The sequence below is a fragment of the Actinacidiphila alni genome, assembly GCF_900112845.1.
Classification (GTDB): Bacteria; Actinomycetota; Actinomycetes; order Streptomycetales; family Streptomycetaceae; genus Actinacidiphila; species Actinacidiphila alni.
Map to the genome: position 1 here is coordinate 560,796 of NZ_FONG01000002.1, position 20,769 is coordinate 581,564.

General features: G+C 68.7%; 13 protein-coding genes. 9 read left to right on the forward strand and 4 right to left on the reverse strand.

Annotated features, from left to right (window positions below; translation table 11 throughout):
- Positions 1–122: 122 nt before the first annotated feature.
- Entirely contained in the window at positions 123–2,780 is a 2,658-nt protein-coding gene (locus BM076_RS05370) for a PA14 domain-containing protein (protein WP_093712141.1), read from the forward strand.
- Between the two features lie 63 nt (positions 2,781–2,843).
- Here the strand turns inward: BM076_RS05370 and BM076_RS05375 are convergent, their stop codons facing one another.
- Both BM076_RS05375 and BM076_RS05380 read right to left on the reverse strand, forming a co-directional pair.
- Positions 2,844–4,388 (reverse strand): cellulose binding domain-containing protein, encoded by a 1,545-nt coding sequence (locus BM076_RS05375; protein WP_093712142.1) that lies wholly within the window; start codon positions 4,386–4,388, stop codon positions 2,844–2,846.
- Between the two features lie 51 nt (positions 4,389–4,439).
- On the reverse strand, positions 4,440–5,939 hold the full coding sequence (locus BM076_RS05380; protein WP_177246330.1) for a glycosyltransferase family 2 protein: 1,500 nt from the start codon (positions 5,937–5,939) through the stop codon (positions 4,440–4,442).
- A gap of 593 nt (positions 5,940–6,532) precedes the next feature.
- On the opposite strand from BM076_RS05380, the gene BM076_RS05385 reads away from it, so the two are divergent.
- Together BM076_RS05385 and BM076_RS05395 are read left to right on the forward strand one after the other, a co-directional pair.
- Positions 6,533–7,849: a UDP-glucose dehydrogenase family protein gene (locus BM076_RS05385; protein ID WP_093712144.1), complete on the forward strand. Its 1,317-nt coding sequence runs from the start codon at positions 6,533–6,535 to the stop codon at positions 7,847–7,849.
- Between the two features lie 170 nt (positions 7,850–8,019).
- Positions 8,020–11,781: a hypothetical protein gene (locus tag BM076_RS05395; protein WP_143120523.1), complete on the forward strand. Its 3,762-nt coding sequence runs from the start codon at positions 8,020–8,022 to the stop codon at positions 11,779–11,781.
- Positions 11,782–11,832: 51 nt separating this feature from the next.
- Here the strand turns inward: BM076_RS05395 and BM076_RS05400 are convergent, their stop codons facing one another.
- Positions 11,833–12,798, reverse strand: a complete 966-nt coding sequence (locus tag BM076_RS05400; protein ID WP_245795730.1) for a hypothetical protein — start codon at positions 12,796–12,798, stop codon at positions 11,833–11,835.
- Positions 12,799–13,073: 275 nt separating this feature from the next.
- Between BM076_RS05400 and BM076_RS05405 the strand changes: the two genes are divergently transcribed.
- Positions 13,074–14,714 carry a hypothetical protein gene (locus BM076_RS05405; protein ID WP_093712147.1) on the forward strand — a complete coding sequence of 547 codons (1,641 nt, stop codon included), beginning with the start codon at positions 13,074–13,076 and terminating at the stop codon, positions 14,712–14,714.
- Entirely contained in the window at positions 14,711–17,086 is a 2,376-nt protein-coding gene (locus tag BM076_RS05410; protein WP_093712148.1) for a tetratricopeptide repeat protein, read from the forward strand. Before BM076_RS05405 ends, BM076_RS05410 begins: the two co-directional genes overlap by 4 nt.
- Before the next feature lie 13 nt (positions 17,087–17,099).
- Here the strand turns inward: BM076_RS05410 and BM076_RS36475 are convergent, their stop codons facing one another.
- Positions 17,100–17,498 carry a hypothetical protein gene (locus tag BM076_RS36475; RefSeq protein WP_177246331.1) on the reverse strand — a complete coding sequence of 133 codons (399 nt, stop codon included), beginning with the start codon at positions 17,496–17,498 and terminating at the stop codon, positions 17,100–17,102.
- A 295-nt stretch (positions 17,499–17,793) separates the two neighbouring features.
- Here BM076_RS36475 and BM076_RS35955 point away from each other — a divergent pair, with 295 nt between their 5' ends.
- The 4 genes from BM076_RS35955 to BM076_RS05435 all read left to right on the forward strand — a co-directional run bounded on the left by BM076_RS35955 (position 17,794) and on the right by BM076_RS05435 (position 20,664).
- Positions 17,794–18,207, forward strand: a complete 414-nt coding sequence (locus BM076_RS35955) for a hypothetical protein (RefSeq protein ID WP_143120524.1) — start codon at positions 17,794–17,796, stop codon at positions 18,205–18,207.
- A 79-nt stretch (positions 18,208–18,286) separates the two neighbouring features.
- Complete coding sequence (locus BM076_RS05425) at positions 18,287–18,880, forward strand: snapalysin family zinc-dependent metalloprotease (RefSeq protein ID WP_093712151.1); 594 nt, start codon at positions 18,287–18,289, stop codon at positions 18,878–18,880.
- A gap of 35 nt (positions 18,881–18,915) precedes the next feature.
- Positions 18,916–19,317: a hypothetical protein gene (locus BM076_RS05430; RefSeq protein ID WP_245795731.1), complete on the forward strand. Its 402-nt coding sequence runs from the start codon at positions 18,916–18,918 to the stop codon at positions 19,315–19,317.
- A 99-nt stretch (positions 19,318–19,416) separates the two neighbouring features.
- Positions 19,417–20,664 carry a chitinase gene (locus BM076_RS05435; RefSeq protein ID WP_093712152.1) on the forward strand — a complete coding sequence of 416 codons (1,248 nt, stop codon included), beginning with the start codon at positions 19,417–19,419 and terminating at the stop codon, positions 20,662–20,664.
- Positions 20,665–20,769: the final 105 nt, after the last annotated feature.

Consider the following 20,769-nt stretch of genomic DNA (forward strand, 5'->3'; position numbering starts at 1 on the left):
TGGTTTCATGCTCTCCGGTCCAGGTTTTCTAACGTTGGAAAGACAGTTGAGCCGCAGGGCCTGATCCACACGACAGGCCCGAACCTGGCCGCCGAGTTCTCCCACGGAGAGGTGTATCCGCAGTGAGACCAGGCATATCCCGCACACCGAATCGACGCCGACGACTGGCCGTACTGGTGCCGCTGCTGCTGGGCGCGGCACTGCTGACCCCGGCGGCGGCGGGCGCCGCCTCGGGGCCGTCCGGGGCGGGGGCGGCCTCCGACGGGGCCGCCCCGCGAGCCGCCGGCACCGCGCAGGGCCTGCGCGCCGACTACTACCTGAGCACCGACGCGACCTCGCTGGACTTCGCGCGGTACAGCAGCACCGGCGTCGAGCCGTCGCTGAACGTGAAGGACCTGCTGCCGACCCTGCGCACCTACGCGGGCTCCACGCTGAACGTGGCCGCGCACTGGACGGGACAGCTCGACGTGCCCGCCGACGGGACGTACACCTTCTACATCAAGGGCGACAACGGCTTCCGGATGTCGCTCGACGGGTCGAGCGTGATCGACCACTGGACGACCGACTGGGACGTGCAGACCACCTCCGAGCCGGTCACCCTGACCGCGGGCGCCCACCAGTTGGCGTTCGACTACAACCAGGGCAACGGCGGCGCGTACATCACCACCGAGTGGTCGGGCCCCGGCATCACGCGGCAGGCGATCCCGGACGACGCGCTGCACCTGCCGGCCGACTTCACCCCGCCGACCGTGGACGCGACGGTGGCGAAGTCCGGTACGACGGCGACGCTCCAGCTCCCCGGCGCCGTGACATCGTTGCCATCCGACATCGCCTCGCACGTCGCGGTCCTCGCGGGCGGCAACCGGTGGACGCCGACGGTGACGGTCAACCCGGCCGACCACACCCAACTCCTGCTCACCAAGGGCGAGGACGACACCCCGGCCGCGCTGCACACCGACGTCCGCGTCAGCTACGACGGGCAGGGCGGCCTGACCACGGCGAACGGACCCGTACCGCTGCTGTCGGGCCTGGCGGCCAACAACTCCACCTGGTACTTCGCCTCGAAGTACGCCAAGGACGTCAACCCCGCCAAGCCGCTGCCGGATTACCCGCGCCCGCAGCTCACCCGGCCCAACTGGCAGAACCTCAACGGGACCTGGCAGTTCCAGGCCACCGACGAGAACGCCCCGCTGCCCACCGGCAGGCTGAACGACAAGATCCTGGTGCCGTATCCGATGGAGGCGCCGCTGTCCGGCGTCGCCGCGCACCACGACTGGTCGCTCTACCAGCGCACCTTCACCGTCCCCGCCAACTGGCGGATCGGCTCCGGCCAGCGCCTGCACCTGAACTTCGGCGCGGTCGACTACGAGACGTGGGTGTACGTCAACGGCAAGCAGGTCGCCCATCACGTCGGCGGCTACGAGGCGTTCACCGCCGACGTCACCGACGCGCTCACCCGGCGCGGGCCGCAGACGGTGCTGCTGAAGGTCAAGGACACCACCGACGACGGCACCCCGGTCGGCAAGCAGTCCCGCAGCCCCAGCGGCATCTGGTACACCCCGACCTCCGGCATCTGGCAGACCGTCTGGCTGGAGCCGGTGGCCGGCGCGAGCATCGACTCGCTCGTCCTGACGCCCGACCTGAGCAGCAGCTCGCTGTCGGTCACCGTCCGCCCGGCGGCCGGCACCCCTGCCTCCGCCAGGGTCACGGCCACCGCGTACGCCGGCCACAAGCGGGTCGGCAGCGTGTCGGGCCGCGCCGGCGCCAAGCTCCAACTGCGCATCCCGCACCCGGAGTTGTGGAGCCCGGACCACCCGTACCTCTACGACCTCAAGGTCAGCCTGTCCAGCGGGCGCTCCTACGACAGCGTCGGCTCGTACTTCGGCATGCGGTCGATCTCGGTCGGCCAGGTCGGCGGCGTCAACAAGGTGGAGCTGAACGGGAAGCCGACCTTCGTGCTCGCCACCCTCGACCAGGGCTTCTGGCCGGACGGCATCTACACCGCGCCGACCGACGCCGCCCTCAAGTCGGACCTGGAACTGCACAAGCAGCTCGGCTTCAACGCGGTGCGCAAGCACATCAAGGTGGAGCCCGCGCGCTGGTACTACTGGGCCGACCGGCTCGGCCTGATGGTCTGGCAGGACATGCCGAGCCGCAACACCGGTCCCGACGCGACGCCCGAGAGCGACGCGGCCTTCACCGGCCAGGTCCACCAGATCGTCGACCAGCACATCAGCAGCCCGTCGATCGTCATCTGGACCATGATGAACGAGGGCTGGGGCGAGAAGACCAAGGAAGCCACCGGCGCGCTCGCCGACTCCGTCAAGCAGCAGGACCCCAGCCGCCTGGTCGACCCGGCCTCCGGCGTCAACTGCTGTGCGTCCAAGGGCGATTCGGGCCGCGGTGACCTGATCGACTACCACCTCTACCACGGCCCGGCGTCCCCGGCCCCGGACGCCACCCGCGCCGCCGTCGACGGCGAGCACGGCGGCTACTCCCTCACCGTCCCCGGCCACATCCTCGGCGTCTCCGGCGGCCAGAACTACGGCGACGTGCCCACCATCGAGGAGCTGACCAAGGCGTACGTCGCCAACACCAGCCTGCTGCTGCCCGACGCGGCAGGCGATCTCTCCGGCTCGGTGTACACGCAGATCAGCGATGTGGAGGGCGAGTTGAACGGTCTGGTGACCTACGACCGCGAGGTCCTGAAGGTCATCCCGGGCCCGGTCCGCGACATCAACCGCCAACTCATCGCGGCGGGAGCCGCGGCGGGCAGCTAGCGGACACGCCGCAGATAGGGGCCCCCGTCACCACCGGTGACGGGGGCCCTTCCCGCAGCCGCCTCAGTGCTTCTTGATGGTGTTCACGTAATTGGTGCCGTTCGCGTACAGATCGCCGACGGTCTTGTCGACCTGCTCCGGGGTCATCGCCCGATCGGCGTTGTAGTAGAACCAGTTGACCTGCATGTCCCACTGCCGGGTGCCGGAGATCGGCGTCTTGAGGTCCACGAACCAGCTGTTGAAGTTCGCGGACATCGGCTCGCGCGGGTAGTACTTGCCGTCCGTGGTGAACAGCACCTTCCCGTCCATCATGTACGTCACGACGCCCTTGGCCGCGGTGATCACCAGCGTGTGCCAGCCCGCGACGCTGGTCTTGTTGATCCGCGTGGTGCGGTCGCAGCCGTAGATGGACGTCGAGGACGTCTTCACACCGCAGTTGAAGGCGCTGTACCAGGTCGTCGTGTCCAGCCGCGGACCGGGCGCGCCCCAGCCGCCGTTGGGCTGGTACTCGGCGTCCAGCTCGCTGTACTTGGCGTTCCGCGGCGAGATCATGTAGAAGTCCTCGTTGATCGGATCGCCGTTGGGGCCCGACGTCGGGTCGTCGGTGAAGTGGATCCGCGCCGCGTACGTCCCGGTGAGGAAGGGCACGTCCACGCTCTGGATCTCCGCCTGCGAGGTGCCCGCCTTGGTGCCGTCGGTGGTGGCGCGCAGGTTGAGCACCTGCCCGTCCTTGCCGCCGGGCCCGCCCTGGGCGCCGGGGACCGCGGGGAAGGAGACCGCGGAGGACTTCCACGTGTCGAGGATGCCGGGGCCGCCCTTGGAGGTGCGGACCACCCAGCCGTGCTTGTTCAGCGCCGGGTCCTCGGGACCCGAGTAGTGGAAGTTGTCGAAGAGGGTGCCGGCCAGGATCGCCTCGGTACTGGCGGCCGGGGCCTTGGCCGCGGCGCCGGCCGGTTCCGTGCCCCAGGCCAGCGCGCCGTCCACGTACCCCGCGATGTTCTTGTTGGGGCCGTAGGTCTTCTCGTCCTTGCCGTCGAAGGAGCGGTCGTTGTCCTGCTTCATCGCGCCCCCGCCGGGCCGGTAGAGCTGGAGTTCGATCGCCCCCGAGTTGGCCTGCGGCTTGAGCGCGCCCGCCTGTTCGGTGAAGGACACCTCGAGGTAGTGGTCGGCGCCGGTGGCGGGCTCGGGCAGGGCGACGATCCGCTCCGAGACGTTGGAGCAGCCGATCTCGGCGAAGATGCAGTTGGCGGCGTACGTCTCGCGGCCTTCCTGCGTGAAGTAGTAGCGCAGGGTCACGCCGGTCAGCGGGATGTCCGCCGGGGAGACATTGACGATCTGCAGCCAGGGCTGGGAGGCGGAGGCCGCCACCTTCGTGCCGGTCCGGTAGCGCACCGACAGCAGCTCCTTCGCGGGCGCCCGGCCGTCGGCCTGCGCCGCCGCGGTGGCGCCCGGCCCGGCCGCCGCCTCGTCCTTCTTGTCCTTGCCGTGCCAGACCGGCCTGCTGACGAAGACGACGCCGGCGACCAGGGCGAAGAAGACCACGGCGCGGAAGGTCGTCGCCAGTTTGCCGTCGTTCGGGGCACGACGGCGCCCGCGGGCGGAACTCATGACGACTCCTACGAATGTGACGAGGCGGCGCAGGTGGCGCGCGCCGGTGGACTACTGGCCGCCGCCGTACGAGTACGGGTACGGCTGCTCGGGTGCGTAACCGCCGTGCTGCGAGGGCGCGTACTGCTGCTGCCCGTACTGCTGCTGCCCGTACGGTACGGGCTCGCCCGCGAGCGCCTGGTGGCCGTAGCTGTCAGCAGGGTCGTACCCGTAGCCGTACCCGTCCTCCGGGGGCCGGGGGCCGCGCTGGGCGGGTATCGGGAGGCTCTGCGGAAGGCTCTGCGGGAAGCCCTCGGTGAGCGCCTCCTCGTCGTCCGCGCCGACCTCGACGGTGGCACGGGTGCCCCAGTTGGTGCTGCGCAGTGTGGCCAGCGACCACAGGCGCAGCGGCAGCAGCAGCGCGAGGTTCATGATCGCGTACAGCGGCGCGCACAGGAAGGTGAACATCCGGTCGAAGAAGCCGACGGTGACCGCGCCGCGCAGGTAGTGGACCGAGCGGATCCAGGCCATCACGCACATGTAGGCGAGATAGACCGCGAGGATCTTCCAGCTCGTCGGGTGCATCCCGATCACGATCAGCGCGCTGAGCAGACCGCCGGTGAAGATCACCCAGGTGACCAGCTCGATCAGGTTCAGCCACCAGTACATGCGGCCGATGCGGAACTTGGCGAACAGCAGGAAGCCCTCGCGGATGAAGGACTTGCCCCAGCGGATCTGCTGGCGGATGTAGTGGCCGAGCCGTTCCGGCACGTCGGTGTAGCCGACCGAGGACGGCTGGATCAGCGACAGGCCCTCGGTGAGGCAGTAGTACGTCAGCCGCCGGTCGTCGCCGAAGGTGGCGGGGCGGCCGAGGAAGCGCTGGTCGAGGAAGTCGTCGAGGTACTTGCGCACCACCCAGCCGCGGTACATCGCCAGCGAGCCGCAGGCGCAGAGCACCGAGCCGAGCCGGGAGTACGCGACGCGCTCGCCGAGGAAGGCGTTGACGTAGCGCATGTCGATCAGCCGGGTGAGCAGGTTGGTGCCGCGGTTGTGCGCGAGGACCAGGCCGGTGACGCAGTGCACGCGGCGCTTGCCGAACGGCTCCGCCAGCTCCGCGACCGCGTGCTTGTCGAGCACCGTGTCGGAGTCCACGCACATGTACATGTCGGCGTTGCGCGCCATCTCGAAGCCCGCCGCCAGGCCGTGCCGCTTGCCGCGGTTGTCCGGGAAGCGGATGAAGTCCAGCCGCACGCCCGCCTTTTCGAACTGCGGGCGCATCTCGCGGACCAGTGCCGCGCAGGACATGTCGGTCGAGCAGTCGTCCACCACGGTCAGCGAGTCGACCAGCAGGGTCTGCCCGAGCAGCGACTCCAGGCAGCGGCGCAGCATGGCCGGCGCCTCGTTGTAGACGGTCACGACGCCGTGTACGTAATAGCCGCGCTTGTGGTGCCGGAAGGTGAGTTCCGGCTTGTGCCGCCTGCGTATCGACAGCAGCAGCTTCACGAGCAGCAGCGAACCGACCGTCGCTCCGTACCAGTGAAGGTGAGCTCCGGCGTGGACGACTGAATGCATGCCGGCTCTCGCCCTCCCGGGGCGGTTCCGTGTCGGAACCTTGCCCATTCATTGACCGTTGTTGACCGTACGCGGATCGTACGGGCCCGGTAGAAGATAGCTTGCGCACGGTTTGGGAAAGAAGGGCCGACCAGCGCAACCTTTCGGGATCACGTGCTATGTCCCGTTTCACTCGGTTTTGATGGCCTCTTGCTTCCCGTTGGACCTCGGGCACGACCGACGATGACGGTCCCGGAGTGTCAACGGCACCCGCCCGCAGGTGAAATGAAGGCGAATCTTTTGCTCTCGGTCGATCACATTCCGCTTTTGGGTGGTCGAAATGCGGTGTATGGCGGTGGGAATCCGTCGTCGACATATGACGTTCGCCACACGACTTCTGCCCGGACCGGCGTCCGCGGGGCGTATCCGCAGGTGGCCGCGTATGCCGCCGCACGCGTGTGACGTGTGGAAACGCGAAGGTATAGTGCGCAGTCCATTCCGCCGCGTACGTCAGGCCCATTGGTGTGCCCGCGGCGATCGTATTCGCGCCTCCGCGGTCGGACATGCGCGCTCAGCCGTGCCCGCACACGCGCGCCGGCCAGGAAAGGAACCCGATGCGGCTCACCGTGATAGGCACCGGCTACCTCGGCGCCACCCACGCCGCGTGCATGGCGGCCGTCGGCCACGACGTCCTCGGTGTGGATGTCGACCCGGACCGGATCGCCGCACTGCGGGCCGGCCGCACCCCTTTCTACGAGCCCGGCCTCGACGACCTCGTCACCGAGCAGATCGGCACCGGCCGGCTGCGCTTCACCGACTCCTACGAGGAGGCCGCCGCCTTCGGCGAGGTGCACTTCGTGTGCGTCGGAACCCCGCAGCGCGGTGACGGCGGCGCCGCCGACCTCAGCTACCTCGACGCCGCGATCGACGCGCTCGCCCCGCACCTGCACCGGCCCTGTCTGGTGGTCGGCAAGTCCACCGTCCCGGTCGGCACCGCGCAGCGCCTCGCCGAGCGGCTGTCCGCCGCTGCCCCCGCGGGCGCGGGCGCCGCGCTCGCCTGGAACCCGGAGTTCCTGCGCGAGGGCTTCGCCATCGAGGACACGCTGCGCCCGGACCGCCTCGTCTTCGGCATCGGCTCCGCCGCCCCCGGCGGCGAGAGCGTGCTGCGCGAGGTGTACGCCCCGCTCGACCCGCGGCCGCCGATGCTCGTAATGGACCTGCCGACCGCCGAGTTGGTCAAGGTCTCCGCCAACTCCTTCCTCGCCACCAAGATTTCCTTCATCAACGCGATGGCCGAGGTCTGCGAGGCCAGCGGCGCCGACGTCACCCGGCTCAGCGAGGCGCTGTCGTACGACACCCGCATCGGCGGCCGTTTCCTCAACGCCGGTGTCGGCTTCGGCGGCGGCTGCCTGCCCAAGGACATCCGCGCCTTCCAGGCCCGCGCCGACGAACTCGGCGTCGGCCGGGCGCTGCACTTCCTGCGCGACGTCGACGCCGTCAATCTCCGCCGCCGCGAACGCGTCGTCCAGCTTGCCACCGAACTCGTCGGCGGCGACCCGGCCGGCCGCCGCATCGCCGTCTGGGGCGCCGCCTTCAAGCCCGACTCCGATGACATCCGCGACTCGCCCGCCCTCGACGTCGCCACCCGGCTGCACGCGCTCGGCGCCCTGGTCAGCGTCTACGACCCCAAGGCGATGGACAACGCCCGCAAGCTCCGGCCCCAACTCGACTACGCCACCGACCCGGTGGCCGCCGCCCAGGGCGCCGACGTCGTTCTCCTCCTCACCGAATGGCGCGCCTTCCTCGACCTCACCCCCGCCGACCTCACCCCCGTCGTCACCCGCCCCGCCATCATCGACGGCCGCAACGCCCTCGACCGCGCCACCTGGGAAGCGGCGGGCTGGACGTACCGTGGCCTGGGCCGCGCCTAGCCTTTCCCGGCCCGGGGCCGGAGGAGGGCCGCAGGCACCTGCGGACGTGGGCGGACGCTGACCGGAACCGCCTGGTGAGCTGTCGTAGGTGCTCGTTACACTTTGCGGGCCCTGGGGGGTCCGCGTGGTTGTCACGAGGGCGGCAGGGCCGTGTTCCGAGGGGGGACCGTATGTTTCTGCTGCCCGAGAACGGCCTGCGCCGTGGACGCCGCCGAAGAAGAGCCGGCGCCGCCGTGGCGACGGCGGTTGCCACCGGCGCGGCCGTCGCGCTGCTCGGGTGGGTGGGGCCCAGCTACGCCACGACCACGCCCGCCGCCGCTAAGCCCGCGGCCGGCGGCACGGCCACCGCGGCGCACAAGGCGGCCGCGACGACGGCGGGCCAGCGGCCCGCACGTCCGAAGCCGACGAGCGTGAGCCCGACGCCCACGGGTCCGACGGCCGCGAGCCCGACACTCGTGAGCCCGACGCCCACGGGTCCGAAGCCCGGCACACAGCCGCCCGCCAAGACCGGGAGCGGGACGAAGACCCGGACCGGGACCCAGGCGAAGCCCGCCGCCCCCTCCGAGGCCAAGGTGAAGGCGCTGCGCGCCGGGGCGGCGGCGCGCGCCGTGACCCAGGCCGCGCCGAGGAACACCCAGTCCACGGACTGCGGCGGCGTGCTGGCGCTCGACACCGTGCACGCGTGCACGGCGATCCCCGGGAGCGGCAGCGACACCTACACCGTCACCACCACCGTGGCCGACGACGTGCTGGCGGTCCAACTCGCCCCGACCGGCGACGCCTCGGTCGACGCGACCCTCACCGGCCCCGACGGCACGGACATCTCCTGCTCCGTCTTCGGGGCGTCACCCGCGACCTGCTCGACGGGCCCGGCCGGCACGTACACGATCGAGGTCGTCAACTGGTACACGACGGGCGGTTACACCCTCGCGGTGTCCTCGCTGCGGTCGTCCCCGTGCACGCGGCTCACCGCGTCCGATCTCGCCTTCGGCGCCGGGCCGTCGACCGGCTCGCTCGCGGCGGGGGCCGCCGCGTCCTGCTACGCGCTCGGTGACGGCGCCGCCTCCGGTGATCTGCTGCGGCTCGGCGGACTGTCGTACGAGGTGCGGGGCACCGTCTTCGACGCGACCGGCACGCAGGTGTGCGACGTCGGGCAGTACGGCAACACCTGCGCCCTGACCGGCACCGCCCCGTACCGGATGCTCGTGCGCGACACCTACGCGCAGGCCGTCTCCTACGCGGTGACCGTCAGCCGGCTGTCCCACCCGACCGGTTGTGCCACGCTCGCCGCGGCGCCGTTCGGCGATCCGGGCCAAGCGGTCGCGTCCGGCACGGTGCCGATCGACGGCACCGCATGCCGCACCGTGACGCTGCCCGCGGGACCCGTGGCGGTCTCCCTCAAGGGCGGTGACTCCACCGGCGGTTCACTGCTGTGGACGCTCTACACCGCGCAGGGCGACGTCGCGTGCAGCGACCGCGACGACACGACCTGCACCGCGCTTCCCGGCGCCGGCACGTACACCCTGCTGCTGGAGGACACCTCGATCTTCCAGGCCGCGGACTACGCGATCGCGCTCGTCCCGCTCACCGGCACCGACGGCTGCGCGCCGCCCGTCGGTACGTCCTACGACCTTCCCGTGCTGCACGGGACGCTCGGCTCCCCGGTGCAGGTGGACTGCCGGCCCTTCGACGCGGCGCCCGGCGACCGTATCGACCTCGCCGCGAACGCCGACGTCTACGCCGAGATGATCACGACGATCATCGACCCGACGGGCGCGCCCAGCTGTTCGACCGACACCGCCGACGGCAGCAGCCAGGACGGCTGTGTCCTGACCGGCAGCGGCCCGTACCGGGCGATCACCCGCGGCTTCTACGACTTCACCGGCACGTACAGCATGCGGATCGCTCGGCTGTCGAATCCGGCGGGCTGCACACCGCTGGCGCCCCAGGCGTACGGGACGGACCCTGCCGGTTCCCCCAACCCCTGCCGACTGCTCCAGGTACCCGCGGCAGGGACGTACGACGTGGGCGGGACGAGCGTCTACCACCTGGACGGCACCCGTTTCTGCCGGTCCGACTCGTGCACCTTCCCGGCGGCCGGCACCTACGCGATGGTGTTCCGGCCGAGCTTCATCAACGACCAGCCGTTCCAGCCGGTGTTCATCTCGCCCACGCAGACCGCGGGTTGCGTCGCCACGAGCGACACCGGGTTCAGCGGCGGCCCGGTGACCGTCGATCTGACGGAGGCGGGCCGGCGCGACTGCCTGATGCTGCCCACCGCGTCGGGCAACGGCGTGTACCTGGCGGCCACGTCCTCCGACGACGGGCACGTCCCGGCGGAGACGGTCTACGACGCCAAGGGCGTCAAGCAGTGCGACAGCGACTCCTCCTTCAGCGTCTGCAAGCTGACCGGTACGGCTCCTTTCCACCTCGTGCTGACAGCGCCGCGGCCCGGTGCGTTCGGGCTGAGCGTGCAGCGCACCGCCGACGCCACCGGGTGCAAGGCGTGGCCGCAGTCCGCGTTCGGCGGCTCGACCGGAACCCAAGTCGGCCTGACCGCCCGGGTGCAGACCGTCTGCCTCGCCCTTCCGGCGGGCGGCCACTCCACGGCCGAGATGTTCGACTACACGAACACCGCGAACAACGTCAACGCGTCGATCCGGGTGTACGACGCCGCGGGCGACCAGGTGTGCACCACTTCCGGCAGTACCACGACGACCTGCCGCTTCACCGCGGGCATCGGCTACACCGCGGTGCTCGTGGGCGTCAGCGGCGCGGACACCTACCACATCGTGCGCCGCGACATCTCGTCCACGGCCAACTGTGCGGCGCCCTCCTCGCTGACGGTGGGCGGCCCGTCCACGGGCTACACCTTCGGGTCCGCGCTCGACTCCCGCTGCCTGCGCGTCCAGGCCGCGGCCACGGACAAGCTGTGGCTGTCCGTACGGACCCCGACCGCCACCGGCAAGAGCGGGGCGCAACTCTTCGTTGTCGACGCCACCGGCACGATCGTCTGCCGGCAGTACGGCGCCTCCTGCCGGGTCAGCGGCTCGACCTCGTACGTCGTCGGAGTCGTCGCCTTCGGTTACGCGGGCACCCCGATCGCCGCACACGTGGACACCTGGCGGGTCGGCACGGCCGCCGGGTGGGTGCCGCAGTGCACCGCCAACCCCCTGTCCGCCGACGGCATTCCGCTGCGCAGCGGCAGCCTCACCGAGACCGCGACGGCGTACTGCGGCGTGCTGCAGATCAAGGCGCGCCAGTCCGTCGACATCTACGGGGCGCTCGCCGACCCCACCGCCGGCACGCCCGCCCTGGGGATGTACGCCCCCACCCCGTGGGACGGCACGTCCTTCGACTACTCCTACCAGTGCATCGGGGAGAGCGGCAGTTTCCACTACGAGTGCACCGCCGAGGGCAGTGCACCCGCGGCGCAGGTGGCCTTCATCATCAGCCCCGGGGACGCCAGGACGCCGATCGACTACACGATGCAGGGCGTGTGCCACTCGCAGTGCGCGACGCAGACCCCGCCCGCGGAAGTGACCTCGCTGTCGCCCGCCTCAGGACCCGCCGGCGGCGACAATCGCGTCGTGGTCCACGGAGCCCACTTGAACCTCGGCACCCAGGTGAGGCTCGAACGAGGCAGCGTCCGCAGCGACTACCCCGCGACGCCGGTCTCCGTCAGTGCCGACGGCACCGCCCTGACGGTGCTCCTCAGCACCCGCGGCCTCGACCCCGGCGCCTACGACGTCGTGCTCAACGACGTCGGCCACACCGTCGGCACCCCGTCCACCGGCTATCTCCCCGGTGCCTACACCGTCACCAAGGCCGTCCCCCCGCTCTCCGGCGGCCCGGCCCACGTCACCGCCCCGCCCCCGGTCTTCGGCACCCCCGCCGGCCGCACCCCGCCGAAGTGGAAGAAGCCCGCCTGATCCGTGCGGCCGCCTGCCCGGCGAACGTCGGGCAGGCCCCCTGCTCTGGGCTTAACTGCGGTCGAGAAGCAGGCTGCTGCTCTCATCGAGCCACTTGTCACTGATGTTGATGGCGGGAGGGATGACATCGGGATAGCGATCCGCCAGATATTCCTGCCGGGTCGCTTTCCCTGTCCTCCGGTCGGCGACCGTTTTTACGCCGCTCATTTTCATTTTCTTCAGCGTGCCGATCGATTCGCCCGAGATGAGGGCGTTGAACGCCTTGATGGCCTGGGCCGACTGCTGCACGCTGTCCCGGCTCACGACTCCCCGGTTCACGTTGAGCATCGTGTTCGTGTACATGGACCGCGGATCCCGGCCAATAAACTCCTGACTTGCTTCACCGATGTAGTCGAAGAACAGATCAGCGATGCTCTCCGGCCATTCCTCGGTGATGATCTTGTAGGCGACGAGAAGCCCCGTGGCGCTGGAGTGGCATTGCCTCCCCTTGCTGATGAGCGAAAGGATGCGGTCCTCGCCCGCGGGCCACTTCGAGACGAGATTCTGCAACTCCTCGGCCGTGAGGCGGCCTGTGGTCCACCGTGTCCAGTGAAGCCCGGCCGTTCGGTTGGCGAGGATCTTCAGGGCGGCCCCGTAGACATTGGCAACGCTCAGCTTCATTTCGGTGATCTGCGCCACAAAATCTCCAGCGCTGCGGACTCGTCCTCCATCGATGGCCGCGAACGTTTCCGGATCCAAGTTGTACGTAACCTGTGCTGTCACCGTCAGGCCGGTTTCAATGATCGCAGCGGCGCGGTGCTGCCCGTCGATGAGGCAGCCGTGCCAGTCGAGCGCGAACCCCTGATGCGTTGTCCGAAATTGTCCGCCATGCAAAATTGTCTTGAATTTTTCTACATTGGAGCGTTTAAGGGGAACCCGGTTGCACGCCCTCTTCTTCATCCATTCCGTGCATTTGTCCGGGGTGATGTCGATGATTTCGGTGTGAACGAGCGGATGGGAGCTGTCTTCGCTGCTCATCGAGTGGACTCCTTGTACGCAAGTCGGGCGCTGCTGTGCTGTCCCAGGTGTTCGGAAGCTACACGGGTGCGCCCCTGCCCGGAGTGGATGCATCGTTCTTGCCTTGTATTTGATCATTTGAGGGATCGGAAAAACGTCAATGCTGACCATATGACTGTGAATTCCGATCCGCCCCGTCGGGCAGGTCCGCGTGTGGTTGGCTTGCGCTTTGTGCGCCAGTCCGCGTCGGAACGTGAGGGGCTGTTGGCGCCTGCGTCTAGGAGGGGGCAGGGGACATGGGGAAGGCATCGAGGAAGAAGAAGGCGCGGGAAGCGGCCTCAGCCGCCTTGGAGGGAGTCGCGGTCGACAGCGAGGCCAGAGGCCAGGGCGAGGAGGCGATGGTACGGCTGCTGCGCTCCAACCAGCCGGGAAGACTCAGCCTTGCCGGTGCCTATGTCCACGGATACGTGGCGCTGTGGCAGGCGCAGCAAGAGACCGAGCCGTACTGGTTCCAGGAGATCGATCCGCTGGATGCCCTCTTCCTGGGCACGGCCTGGCCGCGGAGGTTTCGGGATGGCATCGAGTTCGCCAATGCGCGTGACGCATGGCTGCGACTTCTGCGTGGCACGGTGCATGAGAAGGGCGTTCAGCGATTCGTTCGTGAGGCTGTCTTGGCGAGCGAGGAGCTGGGGCTTCCGGTGGACGACTATGAGCTGATGCTGGCGCTTATCGGAAGGCTCGAAGCAGCCGGTCTGGACCAGCGCCGTCTGCCCCGGCGGCTGCTTCCTGAAGAATCTCTCCAGGGCTGCCGGGCGGTCTTCGGCCTGTCCGCGGATGTCCAGCTCCCGGAACCGCTCGGCACCGCGAAGAAGCAGATCAGGAGGTTCTGGAACACCACAGCTGAGGAGTCGCGTGTCGACGACACTCCTTGCTCTGTTCTCCGAAGCGGTCTGCATCGGTTCGCAGAGTTGGGGTTGCCGACGGAAGAGATGTCCGTGTTGTTGCTGCCGGCCCTCTATGCGGCGCTTCTTGCGAAGCCCGCCGAGCATTTGGCCGAAGATCTGAGCGACCATGCCGTGGCCTGGGCCCTTGCACAGGACGAGGCTTCCACGCTTGTTCCTGTGCTTGACATCCTCCTCGCGGCTCCTGCGCTGGAGCTGTCCACCACGGACGCTCTCGGGCGGCTCTTCGCCGTGCCTGCGTTCACGGAGCCCATCCCCTCGTCAGCACTGTTGTGGACCAGCTCGCCCGGTCTCGCGCTGCCACGTCTTGCCTTCGAGCTCGGCATTCCGAAGGTATCGACGCTCGACACGGAAATCACTCCGGATCTTCTCGACTGGGTGGGGACACGCAACAGAATGCATCTGAGCGCCGCTGCCCGTGAGGATGCTGATCCTCTGGACGAGCCGGATGAGCCCGAGAGTGCGATCAGCACGCCCGAGGAGACGAGCGGCGGATGGGAGGAGCGGCGTGAGGCCGTACGCCGGGCCGTAGAGGACAAGGTCCGCAAGAAGGCAACGGAAACAACCGCTGCGTACAAGCAGTCCGACAGCGGCGTCGAGCGCGTCTGGAACGCCGACGGCAGCTCCGTCGTTCGATTCTCGCCGGACACTGCACAGGGAAGAGAGACGCAGGAAGCCTTGATGGCCCAACTCGTCGCCTTCCGTGAGAAGTTCGGGCGTGAGCCGGAGCCGCATGATCCTCTCTTCTTCGATCCTGACGAAGACGTCCCCGTCCCGCTTACCAAGGAGTTTTTCGACAATGCCCTGCTGGAAATGGCGGAACGTGCGGCCGAGACCGGTATCGACCCCGCGCTGATCCTTGCGAGCCGCGACGTTGGATACATGGTCACAGAAGAGAACCAGAGCATGTTCACTATGGCCGAAGTCTTCACCTTCAGCAGGGCCGTTGCCCGGCATCGGAAGGCTGCGGGATGAGTGGCATCACCGTGAACCAGATCAATGGCGGGGTCTTTATCGGCTTCGTTGTCCAGGGGCAGAACATCACCCTGACGCTCCCCGACCGCCCGGATCCTGCACTCGCCGGACTGCCCCGGCGATCGGCGACCTTCGCGGGGCGGCGTGCGGAATTGGAACAAACCCTGGCCGCCCTGGCACCGGACGCACCCGAGGAGACACCGGCCACCGTTGCCGTGTCCGGACTCGCCGGCGTAGGCAAGACCGAACTGATCCTGCAGGCAGCCCACCGAGCGTCGCGTGAGGCGGGGTGGTTTCCCGGCGGAGTCCTCTTTGTTGACATGCACGGCTATGACGAGGGTCGTCAGGTGTCGCCGAAACGGGCTCTCCGCACTCTCCTCCGGGCGCTTGGTATCCCTCCGGAACACGTTCCTCAGCGGACGGAGGACCGGGCGCTCGTCTACCGCTCCGTGCTTACCGCACTTGCGGATGCGGGGCGACGGGTCCTGGTCGTCCTGGACGACGTCCCGGCCACAGACAAGTTGCATCACCTCCTGCCGGGCGACAGTAGTACGGGCACGCTCATCTCCTCGCGGCACTCTCTCGCGGAACTGGACGCCCTGGTGTTGAGCCTGCGGGAGCTGTCGGTGGACGAGGGAAGAGAACTGCTGGGCGCTGCCCTGCGCATAGCGCTGCCCGAGGACACGAGAGCCACACAAGAGACGGATCAAGTCGGCCGGGTCGTGTCCCTGTGCGGGGGTCTGCCACTGGCTTTGCGGATCCTGGCGTCACTGCTTGTGGACGTGCCGACGCGACCTGTGTCCGAGCTACGGCAGGATCTCGAGGATGCACACTCCAGGCTCTCCGTGCTGAGCCGCGAGAAACGCGCTGTGGAGGCGGCCTTCGAACTGTCCTACCGAAGGCTCACCAAGGACCAGGCCAAGTTCTTCCGGCTGATGTCCTTGCACCCAGGACCGGACTTCTCCACCGAAGCGGCCGTCCAGTTGTACGGAGAGAGCCCGGAGGAGGCCGAGCGGATCTTGCTTGACCTGGCCCGCCGGCATCTGGTCGAGCCGCGGGAACCGTACGGCCGCTGGCGTCAGCACAATCTTGTACGTCTGTACTCACGTCAACGGCTCAAAGAAGGCGACGACTCCTGGGGCGAATCCCTTATGCGTCTCCTTGCTCACTTCTACGGGACGGCAACGCTGGCGTGCGAAACACTGTTCCGGCCGGGGGCCTCGGATCCGGCGGTGGACGTCCGATTCGCCGACCGGACAGCGGCGCTGTGCTGGCTGGAGGAGGAACGTGACACGCTCGTCGCCGCTGCCGTCTGGGCGCACGCAGCCGAAGACGACCTGACCTGCGCCGCTCTGGCCGTACCCGTCTCGCAGTTCCTCGCGGAGATGCGGTATTTGGAGGATGCCAGAGCTGTGCTGGAGACGGGCATCAGGTCGAGCCGAAGAGCCAAGGATGATTTCCGTGAAGCCGCCCTGCTGAGCTCTCTCGGCATCGTGCTCCGAGATATGCGCAAGTTGCGGAAGTCTGTACGCTGTCACAACAAGTCGATCAAGATCTGCAAAAGGATGGACGATCGGCGAGCCCTGGCCGGCGCCCTTAACAACCTCGGCCTTTCGCTTCATGAAAGGCGCAAGTTTCAGCAGGCCGTGGTGTCTCATGCCGAGGCCGCACGGCTGTTCAAGCAGGTTGGAGAGCAGCTCGGGGTAGCAAGCGCCCTGATTAATTCGAGCGAGACCCTTATCGAGCTGGATCAGTTCGAGCAAGCGGCCCAGGTCCTCCGCAAGGCCGTCAAGATATTCCAGAAGCATGGTGACCTCCGTGGTTACGCCAAGGCGCTGGGCACTCTGGCAAAAGTGACACGTAACGACGGAATGGCCGAACAGGCGGTCGAGCTGCACAAGCGTGCGCTTGCGGTGTCGGACGGCCTTCTCATGCCTCACGAGCGGGCAGTGGAACTGGCCAACCTCGCGGGGTCGTTTGTCGCAGCTGGAGACTTCGGCGCTGCCCTGACCGCGCAGCAGGAGGCGCTGGATATTTTCCGGGACTTGACGGACCGCCGTGGCGAGGCGATGACTTTGGGAAATATGGCTGTTGTCCGGCAGAAGCAGCGCAGATGGAACAGGGCTGTGCGACTGCACACGCTCGCTCTGGAAGCTTTTCTCGAGAGCAATGATGATCACAGCACGGCGAGTGAGCTCAGCAACCTCGCTCACGCGCTCCTCCAAGTCGGCCGCAACGCCGAGGCCCTGGAGAATTTCGAGCTTGCTGTCGATCTTTATCATCATATCGGCGATGAGAAGCGGGCTGCCGACACGTCCGAGCTGATCGACCAGGTGCGACGCCGGATCGGAGTCGGTCTGCGGTCCGCGTAGGCCAGGGAAGCCACTAGGTGATGGGCAGGTAGCAGTGGTCGAGATCGCAGTTGGTTGCGTACTTGGGTGGCTGTTCCGCAAGGTCCGACGAGTCGGGGAACAGGCTGACGCCGAGGTCGATCGTTCGCTTGACGTCGGAATGAGCAGGGTGCACGAGTTGGTCAGTCGGAAGCTGGGAGAGGAGCCTGCGCTGTTGCGAGCGGAAGAGGAACGGGATGCGGGGCGTGACAGCCCCTCTTCGCGGACCCGCCAGCGCTTGGAACTGGCCTTGGAAGATGCAGTGGAGCATGACGCAGAGTTCGCCAGGGCGCTTCGCGAGATTCTGGACGACCTCCCTGGGGCGGCGGAGGTGACCAGCGACCGAGTCCACAATGAGATCAGTGGCGGCACCTTTTTCGGTCGGGTCGTGCAAACCGGAACGTACAGGAGCCCTGAATCGGGCTGAGCGGGCCGGTGGGCTTGTGATCGCGAGCGCCTATCCGCGGATGCGGTTCAGGACGTGGTGCATGACGTGGGTGGGGAGGGAGGGGGTGGAGGCGGCCGGGGCGGCGGTCGCCCGGTCGTGCGGGAGGTACGGAAATCAGCCGGCGGACCTCGGGCTCCTCGTCCCGGCCGAGCGGCGTCACGAGGTCCGGGGGCAGCGCGCGGACGGGGGAGGGGGCGTATGGGGCTCGGCTACAGCTACGAGATCGTCGTACCCGCGGGCGGTGTCGGCAAGGCGCTGGCCCAAGTGGCGGCGTCGGCGCGCGCCGGCCGACGGGCTCGACGTCGATCCGCTCGGTCGCGTCGCGATCGGATACGTCTACCTGACCGTGGAGTTCGCGCGCCCGTCGGCTCCGGGCTTCGCCTCGCTGGACTTCATGGCGGCGACCACGCGGATGAGCCTGCTCTTCGAGCGCTCGGCGAGCGTCCGCGAGGTGTTCACCGGCCTCACGGCGGCGAGCGGCGGGGTGTGCTGCCTGCTCGACAAGGAGTGCGTGGAGTACAGGGTGTACCGGCTGAACGGCGAGGCGGTACGGGAGACCGTTCCCGGCCCGCGGTTCGCGGATATGGATGAGCTGGCGGCCGTATGGCGGCGACCGGACGCGCACGGCCGGGGTACGCACCGGCCGCTGCCGTAGCGGGTCTTGTGGGCACGTCGCTGCGCGTGGTGCTCTTGTGACGCACGGGGCAACGGAAGCGAAGGAGGTGCACGGATCCATGATCAAGCGCATAGTCGCCGTGGCGGCGCTGCTGCCGGCCGCGCTGGGTGTCACGTCCGGGGTCGCGTCGGCGCAGGCCGCGCCGAAGGCGCCGTCGGCCGTGGTCACGCTGACCTACGACGCACGGCAGGCGGGTACGTGGTCGGCCGCGATCACGCGGGGCGTCGCGAACTGGAACAGCGCCGTCCACAACGTCCGGCTCCAGCCGGTGAGTTCGGGCGGCAGGGCGGACTTCGTCTACACCGCGACCAGCGGCTGGCCGCAGACGACCCTCGGCCCGATCGTCCCCGGCGGACGTCGCGGCCAGGTCCAGCTCGGCCAGGAGGCGGTCGACGAGGGGTACGACGTGACCCGTATCGCGGCCCACGAGACCGGCCACATCCTCGGCCTCCTCGACGATTACAGCGGCCCCTGCTCCGAGTTGATGTCCGGCCACGGCCCCGGCACCGCCTGCACCAACGCCGTCCCGAACGCCGCAGAGGCCGCGGAGGTCGACGCCAACTACGCCAACGGCGCGGCGGCGGCCCGGCCGCACCACGAGCAGATCGTGATCGACATCTGGTCCCCGGAGAACGTGGCGCGTTCGCGCTGAGCGTTCCCCGCGTCGACGGCGTACCGCTGATCGAGTTGATCGAGTTGATCGAGTCGATCGACAGCTTCGAGATCGCCGCGCGGATGCGGCCGGCGGGCGAGGCGTACGGCGGCCTGTCCCGGACCACTACCGGTTCGGGCCGCCGGACGGCTGCTGGACGGCTGCTGGACGACCACTTTCCCGGGCGGCCCTCCGTGGCGGTGGACCATGGGACGGCTCTGCTCGCGTGCGAGTGCGGCGAGTTGGGGTGCCGGCCGCTCATGGCCCGGGTCACGGTGACGCCCGGCCCGGTGACCTGGGACTCCTTCGGGCAGCCGCACCGCACGCGGCGCGATTGCACGGCGTTCGGGCCGTTCCGGTTCGACCACGAACAGTACGAGGCCGCGCCGCGGGCACTGGTCGCCGAGGCGGATCCCGAACCGGGAAATTTGGTCTAGTCCTCTTGACGCGGCGCGCCGCGCGCGGTTTGGTACGTACCAACTCGGGCCCGAGAGAAGCACAGCTCCCCCCACCACTCCACGCCGAGGGGCTTTTCCATGCGCCTTGCGAAATGGGCGGCTTCGGCCGCCGCGCTCACGCTCGCGACCGCCGGTGCGGTCGTCGCCATGGCCGCCGACGGCAATGCCGCGTCGACCGATGTCTATGCAGTGGCCCCGTACGTCGACATGTCGAACAGCCAGGAGGGCCTGCTCGACACCGCGATCACCGGGCACGGCCTCAAGTCGTACACGGCGGCCTTCGTCCTCGGTTCGGGCTGCAACCAGATCTGGGGCGACACGCTCCCGGTCGGGAACGACTCCTTCACCGACCCGCTGATCGCGAAGGCGAAGGCCGAGGGCGCCTCGCTGATCATCTCCTCCGGCGGCGCCGCCGGCCTGCCGCTGGCGTGGACGTGCTCCAACCAGAGCGCGATCGAGGCCGGTTACCAGGCCCTGATCAACGACTACGGCGTCACGCAGCTGGACTTCGACATCGAGGGCGCCGCCGTCGCCGACACCGCCGCCGCGACGCGGCAGATGCAGGCGATGAAGGACCTGAAGGCGTCCAACCCGAATCTGAAGTTCTCGGTCACGCTGCCGGTGCTGGCGAGCGGGCTCACCAACGACGGCGTCAACATCGTCAAGGCCGCCAAGACCGTGGGCGTCAAGATCGACGTGGTCAACATCATGACCATGGACTTCTACTCGGGCACCGGCACCGAGATGGGCCAGGGCTCGGTCTCCGCCGCGCAGGCCACGATGGCGCAGATGCAGGCGGTGGACTCCGGCTACGGCTACGGCAACCTCGGCATCACGCCGATGATCGGCAAGAACGACGACGGTTCGACGTTCACGCTCGCCGACGCCCAGACCGTGGTCAACTTCGCCTCGCAGCACGGCGTCGGGCGGCTGGCCTTCTGGGCGGTCACCCGCGACCAGCAGTGCGGCGGCGGCGCCAACTCGCTGTCCACGTGCAGCCAGATCAGCCAGAGCCAACTGGCCTTCACCGACGCCTTCCTGGCGTACGCGGGCGGCTCCGGCGGTACGTCAGGCGGGACCACGAACGGTGGCACCACCACCGGCGGTACGACCACGGGCGGCACCACCACCGGCGGTACGACGAACGGCGGCACCACCGGCGGCACCAGCTGCACCACCGCCTCCTGGAGCTCCTCGGCCGTCTACGTCGGCGGCAACACCGTCTCCTGGAAGGGCCACAACTGGAAGGCCAAGTGGTGGACGCAGGGCGAGGAGCCCGGCACCACCGGCGAGTGGGGCGTCTGGCAGGACCTCGGCGCCTGCTGATCCCTTGCTGATCCCTTCCTGAACGTGCGCTGATCACGAGCTGATCCGGCTCACCCCGCGGCCGGGCTCCCCCCAAGGAGCCCGGCCGCGGCCCGTTCCGCCCCC

What these genes read in the sequence shown, in the direction of transcription:
- BM076_RS05395 (WP_143120523.1), top strand. Translation starts at nt 8,020, where the DNA reads ATGTTTCTGCTGCCCGAGAACGGCCTGCGCCGTGGACGCCGCCGAAGA.
- BM076_RS05425 (WP_093712151.1), top strand. Translation starts at nt 18,287, where the DNA reads ATGATCAAGCGCATAGTCGCCGTGGCGGCGCTGCTGCCGGCCGCGCTG.
- BM076_RS05435 (WP_093712152.1), top strand. Translation starts at nt 19,417, where the DNA reads ATGCGCCTTGCGAAATGGGCGGCTTCGGCCGCCGCGCTCACGCTCGCG.
- BM076_RS05380 (WP_177246330.1), bottom strand. Translation starts at nt 5,939, where the DNA reads ATGCATTCAGTCGTCCACGCCGGAGCTCACCTTCACTGGTACGGAGCG.
- BM076_RS05375 (WP_093712142.1), bottom strand. Translation starts at nt 4,388, where the DNA reads ATGAGTTCCGCCCGCGGGCGCCGTCGTGCCCCGAACGACGGCAAACTG.
- BM076_RS05405 (WP_093712147.1), top strand. Translation starts at nt 13,074, where the DNA reads ATGGGGAAGGCATCGAGGAAGAAGAAGGCGCGGGAAGCGGCCTCAGCC.
- BM076_RS05385 (WP_093712144.1), top strand. Translation starts at nt 6,533, where the DNA reads ATGCGGCTCACCGTGATAGGCACCGGCTACCTCGGCGCCACCCACGCC.
- BM076_RS05410 (WP_093712148.1), top strand. Translation starts at nt 14,711, where the DNA reads ATGAGTGGCATCACCGTGAACCAGATCAATGGCGGGGTCTTTATCGGC.
- BM076_RS05400 (WP_245795730.1), bottom strand. Translation starts at nt 12,798, where the DNA reads ATGAGCAGCGAAGACAGCTCCCATCCGCTCGTTCACACCGAAATCATC.